The organism is Desulfobulbus elongatus DSM 2908 (assembly GCF_000621145.1).
In the GTDB taxonomy this organism is placed as follows: domain Bacteria; phylum Desulfobacterota; class Desulfobulbia; order Desulfobulbales; family Desulfobulbaceae; genus Desulfobulbus; species Desulfobulbus elongatus.
Window position 1 is genome coordinate 1 of sequence record NZ_JHZB01000068.1, and the last position, 5,007, is coordinate 5,007.

Below are 5,007 nucleotides of genomic sequence, written 5' to 3' on the forward strand. Positions count from 1 at the left end.
AGTCACCCGCTTTTCTTCAGCCCGGACGGGACTGCCGATTGCCAAAACCGCCACCATAGCGATGTACAACCAACTTTTTTTCATAGGACCTCCGGATGAGGGGGCCGTTGCCGGCCCCCTCTGGGGCATCCACCCCTATCGCCGTTGCGCTCTCTGTGCGTGGCGGTATCGTTGAATCAACCTCAAAACGGGGCGAGTTGTGAGCCCGCCCCTGGTTGAGGGTATACCAGGCATCCCGCGCCTGTCAGTGGTAGATATACGGGATGGACGCGCCGTGGTTTAGCGACGTGCGGACGGTAAAAAGAAAGGGGCGGCCCGAGTGGCCGCCCCCAGGAGGGAAGAATGTTTGCTCCCGGTCAGTTTTCCGGGGAGGTGAGCGTTCCGGTGCGGGACAGTATGTCGGTAACGCTGGACAGGATGAGATAGAGGCGGCGTCTTCGATCAGGTCCTTGGTTTGCACGTCGGCACGGCTCCGGCTTCCTGATCGGCATTTATGAAAGCCAGAATGCCTTTGGCGGGAGCGTGGAGGCCATCATGCTTGTTGGCAATCATTTCAAGAAAGGCAAGTGAACCGTTTCAGCCGAACAGTTTGAGTTGACGGCTGTCCGCCAACGATGGCTGCTTTCCCGAGCTCGCCAGGATTTTCTCGGTGTGACGGAGCTGGAAACCGTATTTCATGGCGAGTTCCTTGGCAGTGGTGCCGCCGCGATCGTATTCTTCACGCATGCAGCGATAGAAATATTCGTTGATCAGGTCGTCGACGTTGTGCATGTACAAGGGCAGGCCGGGGAACTCCTGGGCCAGGATCATGACCACCCGCACGCCCAGGCCGGGCAGCACCCGCTCGATGGCCCTGGCCACCGGTTGCAAATCCTTCCCCGGCAGGTCCTCGATCGCCGGCAGATGCTCCGGCGGAATGTCAACGTACGGGCGCCGCATCCTTTCGTCGTTCGAGCCGCTTTTTCATGGCTTCGATCAGGTTTGCCTTGTCCTCGGCCGAACACCATGTGAGATGATCCTTGCCAGTCTGGCGCTTGACGAATCCGTTCAGGGCGCGGTCGCTGCCGTCCGGAACCATTCCGGATCGGGACAACTCGATCCACAGGGCCAGGATCTTCTTGCCCTGCTTGCTGTCGTCCCTGCTCATGCCCGGCAGGGTGGGCTGGCGGCTGGGCTTGAAACCGAGCCGCTCGAAATGCCGGATCAGGGCAAACGCCTGGCGCGACGTGAGCTTGGCGGCGCTGTCCTTTCCGGTCCGCATCTTGAGAATGTCGCGGTATTCCTCGTCGTTCAGACCCAACTGCTTCTTGGCGATGTGGATTTTCGCCAGTTCCGCTTTACTCGGTGGCATGCGACCCTCCTTATTCCCCGTGACCAATGGCCGCACGATCGCAACCGGTCACGCCATCATGGAACGAGACATTTTTACCGTCACGGATGCCGGCAAACACCGCACCGATATCATGCACGCTGGCCTTGCGGGACGCATCGCGGGGTTTGGTGGTCCCCAATGATCCGTTCCAGCGCTGTTCCTTATAGATTGCAATGGCCTGCATTTCCTGCTCGGTCTTGATGCGGGGCATAACCTTCTTGCTGGCTTCAGCCACCCATCCCTGAGCATAGAGATCGCCCCTCTTGCCCTTGGTCGTCCGCTTCAGGCCTTTGCGCAGGCCAGCTATGTATCGGCTTCGGTCGCGGCAGAGCTGGCGCGCCAGTACGTCGTAGGCATAGGCCGCAATCTCAGGAGCCGCACCCACGCCGTAGAACTCGGGGACGCCCCGCCAACCGGTGCCCATAAGAGCAAATCTGAGCGTCCAGACAAATTCGACCCCGAATGCATCCCCTACCATTCTCACCAGCATGGCGAGGTGTTCCGGCGGAGTCTTGCTCGATGCCACCTGAGACAGGCGGGCTGTCACGTCGCTCGCCGCGACATCGGCGAAGCTGATGCCGTACTTCTCCATCAGCGCCTGCGCATGCCGCAGGGCACTGGCGGCTTCATGCGAATTGTTGGATTGTGCCAAAGCAAGGCATCCTTTGATTTTTCTCAGGATATTATCATCCATCTGATTCCTCCCCGTCGCTCCGTAGGCGTTTTGTAAGATCGTTGGCCAGGCGTTTGATATCTGGATTTTTTTCCGGGTCAGTGCCCGGCAGAGATCCGTATTTTTTCAGCCATGCACGTTCAATCTGCGACAACCCATCCGATGCCGGGGGATCGTCGCGGTGGACACGGGCGGCGCCGGACAGCACTTGCTGGTGATGATGCGCTTCGCGGCCGGCATCGGCCTGATCGGCCAATTGCCAGACAATGGTGCGCAGGTAGTTATGATTCTTCAGCGGCAGCGACAGCCGATCAGCCCGCGATAGCATCTGTTCCATGCCCATGGCCCAAAAAGAAGGGGCGCACGGCCGGTCCGGCTTGCCTTTCTCCGACACATACCCCGTACTCACCAAGGCCCCCATCTCACGGGTCAACCGCAGGGTTTTGGTCACCTGCAAGGCACAGCCGGACAGCGGCCGGAACAACGACAGGTATTTGTAGAAGGGCTGCTGCACGACTTGTGGCAGCTTGATGTACTCGCACAGGATTTCACCGTCGCCAGCTGCTTCAACGAAGCAGGATACTGGCGCCCGATACCCGCATCGCACGCACTTACCGTTGGTGGGCATAATCACCTGCCTGCCTTGCAGGTGAAACGATCGACGAAGCGATCGCACACATGGTCGGCGGTGATGCCGTACATTCTGCCTGGTTGCAGGCCGATGACCGCGCATCTTTGGCCGGTTCCGAGGTACATGCCGTCCAGCAGATCGAGGGTTATCCTGTACTCAGACACATAATGCTTGCAGTGCGAGCACTTGGCTCTTCGGCTCCCTCGCCGGTAGTTGACGTTCTTTTTCGCTTTCAGCATGTCCATCCCCATACAGCGACAAATGCCGCGACCCAGCCGATCACCACCCCGACCAGGAAGGCCATGGCGGCTATTTTCCCTTGCCCGATCATTTTCAGTCATCCTCCTGAGACAGCTTCTTCAGCTCTTTTGTGATGCGTTTTTTCAGGGCTTGGAGCGCTGCTTCTTGCGCGGGCACAAACCTACACGAGCCCGTGTTCTGGTAACAGCAATCATCATCACCCGCCGCCGGCCTGGATTTCGCATCAGTTCGTGCGATTTTCTTGCCCGCCAGCAACTCTGGCGGCGACATAGTCTTGGTGGAGCGCGGCACCGATCGGGGATTCGTACCCCCAATCCCCTGGGGCGCCGAACGCCGTTTTGACCGCCTGCCCGGAAAGCATGCGGGCCAGGCAGCGCAACAGCTGGGCGTCATCTATCTTGGTGACATGGTCTGCGCCGTCGTCGCCGACCGTGACCTCGGTATCGAGAGTGTTTGCCCTGGCCAGGATCGCCCGAGCGAGGTTTGCATAGTTCATTCGATAAACTCCATTCTTCTGTTTTTGCCGCACCTTGTTCTCGCACTCCGCGCACAAGCTTTCGCCGGGCTGGGCCGGGTTGCCGCAGCCGGCACAGAGGGGCGCCATTATCTCCGTTCCTGGACAAACATCACGTGTCCCTCGTGGGAGATTTCCCATCGACCCTGCCTTGTCTCCGGGCATCTGCCTTTTATGAGGGACCATAGCTCCAGTTTCGCGACGTAATGGTCAGGCCCTTCCAGCTTATCCATCAGAAATGCCACCTTCGGGCACAAACCCTGTGGGATCTGATATCGCCGACGCTGCTGCGGCTCCGGCTGCAGTTCCGGCTGCGGCTCCCCCTTCCATGCCTCCTCGTAGCCGATCCATTTCAAGAATCTCTTAATCATATCCACCTCCAATGGTTGTCTTTTCGTCAAACTTTCGCTGCTTCGAGGTCGGCCTCGAACGGCTCAACGCTGAAATTCTCGCCGGCGCTGCCGATGGTCACGCCCGGCACCAGTCGGGCCGCCTCCTGATCCTCCAGCATGGCCTCCTTGTTGATTTCCTCACGGACGCGCAGAAACCGCGTCAGGCCGAGCTTTTTCAGCGTCTCGATCACGGTCTCGGCCTTGCGGATCGTCACCCTCGCCGGCAGCAGCCGCCAGCTCAGCACGCCGGTGGCCAACTCGGCCGACTGCCGCTTGCCGCCGCCGGTCAGCTCGTCGCGATGCGCCACGGCCCAGGCTTGCAGACCGGCCAGCAGGGCCTCGACATCCTCGCGGTACGGCCGCGCCTTTTCCTCGTGCTCGGCCTTGATCCGGGCGATCTCGTCGTTCATCGCCGTCTCGATCCGCACTACCTGGCGGCGGAATTCACCGATCTGCCGGACCCAGGTCTCGGCCTCCTCCCTGCTCTGCGGCACCGCGATCCGCGGCGTCGCCTTGCCCTTCACCTTGCTCATTCCTCATCTCCTTGATTGATGGATTTGTTGACGGCGGCGCGGTCAAGGGCCAGGTAGGCCCGGATCTTGTCCCGCGCCAGTTCGCAGGCGTAGCCGATGCTGATCAATTGCCGCGTGTCCGGAGCGGCGTCACACTCATCCATCAACTGAATGATGCGGAGCACCTGATCCACGGCGTCTGCGCGGTATCCGGAGATCACCCCCGGTAATTCCAGGGCTCGCTGCAATTCCTGGGAGGCATCCCACACCCTGTACAAGTGATCCTCCAATCCCATAGTACGCTTCACGCGCGGCACGTTGGCGCGCACCGACTCCATAGTGGCGCCGATGTCGCGCAGCTGATCCTGCATCTGTTTTTCCGCATTACTGTTCATTGTCTTTCTCCGTGGTTGCGGCCCCGTTCCCCACGGTGTATCGTGGCTGCGGGCCAATTGATTAGATTGTGCTCATGCTCAGCTCCGGTCGGAGAGCGGTGGCAGCCTCTCTCCGACCATTTTCTTCATCTCCCGCGCCGCGATCATCGCGGCCAGGTTCACGATCCGCAGCTCATCCGGCCGCTGCTTCCCTCGGCATTCATCGCACCAGGTATATTTGTAGGGGCGCCGCTCGCTCCATTCATGCCGGTCCTGCT

Annotated in this window: 8 protein-coding genes; all 8 read right to left on the minus strand. The window is 60.1% G+C overall.

Going from position 1 to position 5,007, the window contains the following annotated elements:
* Positions 1-576 precede the first annotated feature (576 nt).
* Positions 577-939, minus strand: coding sequence for a hypothetical protein (locus Q362_RS0117375; RefSeq protein WP_028319659.1), 363 nt, complete (start codon positions 937-939; stop codon positions 577-579).
* Complete coding sequence (locus tag Q362_RS0117380; protein ID WP_028319660.1) at positions 920-1,351, minus strand: regulatory protein GemA; 432 nt, start codon at positions 1,349-1,351, stop codon at positions 920-922. The genes Q362_RS0117375 and Q362_RS0117380 overlap by 20 nt, the downstream gene beginning before the upstream one ends.
* A 10-nt stretch (positions 1,352-1,361) precedes the next feature.
* Positions 1,362-2,066, minus strand: a complete 705-nt coding sequence (locus Q362_RS0117385) for a DUF7168 domain-containing protein (RefSeq protein ID WP_028319661.1) — start codon at positions 2,064-2,066, stop codon at positions 1,362-1,364.
* Positions 2,059-2,673, minus strand: a complete 615-nt coding sequence (locus tag Q362_RS22555; protein WP_051554469.1) for a hypothetical protein — start codon at positions 2,671-2,673, stop codon at positions 2,059-2,061. Before Q362_RS22555 ends, Q362_RS0117385 begins: the two co-directional genes overlap by 8 nt.
* A gap of 2 nt (positions 2,674-2,675) precedes the next feature.
* Complete coding sequence (locus tag Q362_RS23915) at positions 2,676-2,915, minus strand: hypothetical protein (protein WP_157470325.1); 240 nt, start codon at positions 2,913-2,915, stop codon at positions 2,676-2,678.
* A 245-nt stretch (positions 2,916-3,160) separates the two neighbouring features.
* Positions 3,161-3,541, minus strand: coding sequence for a hypothetical protein (locus Q362_RS0117405; protein ID WP_028319662.1), 381 nt, complete (start codon positions 3,539-3,541; stop codon positions 3,161-3,163).
* Positions 3,542-3,848: 307 nt separating this feature from the next.
* On the minus strand, positions 3,849-4,376 hold the full coding sequence (locus Q362_RS0117415; RefSeq protein WP_028319664.1) for a host-nuclease inhibitor Gam family protein: 528 nt from the start codon (positions 4,374-4,376) through the stop codon (positions 3,849-3,851).
* Positions 4,373-4,750 (minus strand): hypothetical protein, encoded by a 378-nt coding sequence (locus Q362_RS0117420; protein WP_028319665.1) that lies wholly within the window; start codon positions 4,748-4,750, stop codon positions 4,373-4,375. The genes Q362_RS0117415 and Q362_RS0117420 overlap by 4 nt, the downstream gene beginning before the upstream one ends.
* Between the last annotated feature and the right edge of the window lie 257 nt (positions 4,751-5,007).

Excerpts from the sequence above, each read along its gene's own strand:
- Q362_RS0117385 (WP_028319661.1), bottom strand. The coding sequence starts at position 2,066 with ATGGATGATAATATCCTGAGAAAAATCAAAGGATGCCTTGCTTTGGCA.
- Q362_RS0117415 (WP_028319664.1), bottom strand. The coding sequence starts at position 4,376 with ATGAGCAAGGTGAAGGGCAAGGCGACGCCGCGGATCGCGGTGCCGCAG.
- Q362_RS0117375 (WP_028319659.1), bottom strand. The coding sequence starts at position 939 with ATGCGGCGCCCGTACGTTGACATTCCGCCGGAGCATCTGCCGGCGATC.
- Q362_RS0117420 (WP_028319665.1), bottom strand. The coding sequence starts at position 4,750 with ATGAACAGTAATGCGGAAAAACAGATGCAGGATCAGCTGCGCGACATC.
- Q362_RS23915 (WP_157470325.1), bottom strand. The coding sequence starts at position 2,915 with ATGCTGAAAGCGAAAAAGAACGTCAACTACCGGCGAGGGAGCCGAAGA.
- Q362_RS0117380 (WP_028319660.1), bottom strand. The coding sequence starts at position 1,351 with ATGCCACCGAGTAAAGCGGAACTGGCGAAAATCCACATCGCCAAGAAG.
- Q362_RS0117405 (WP_028319662.1), bottom strand. The coding sequence starts at position 3,541 with ATGGCGCCCCTCTGTGCCGGCTGCGGCAACCCGGCCCAGCCCGGCGAA.
- Q362_RS22555 (WP_051554469.1), bottom strand. The coding sequence starts at position 2,673 with ATGCCCACCAACGGTAAGTGCGTGCGATGCGGGTATCGGGCGCCAGTA.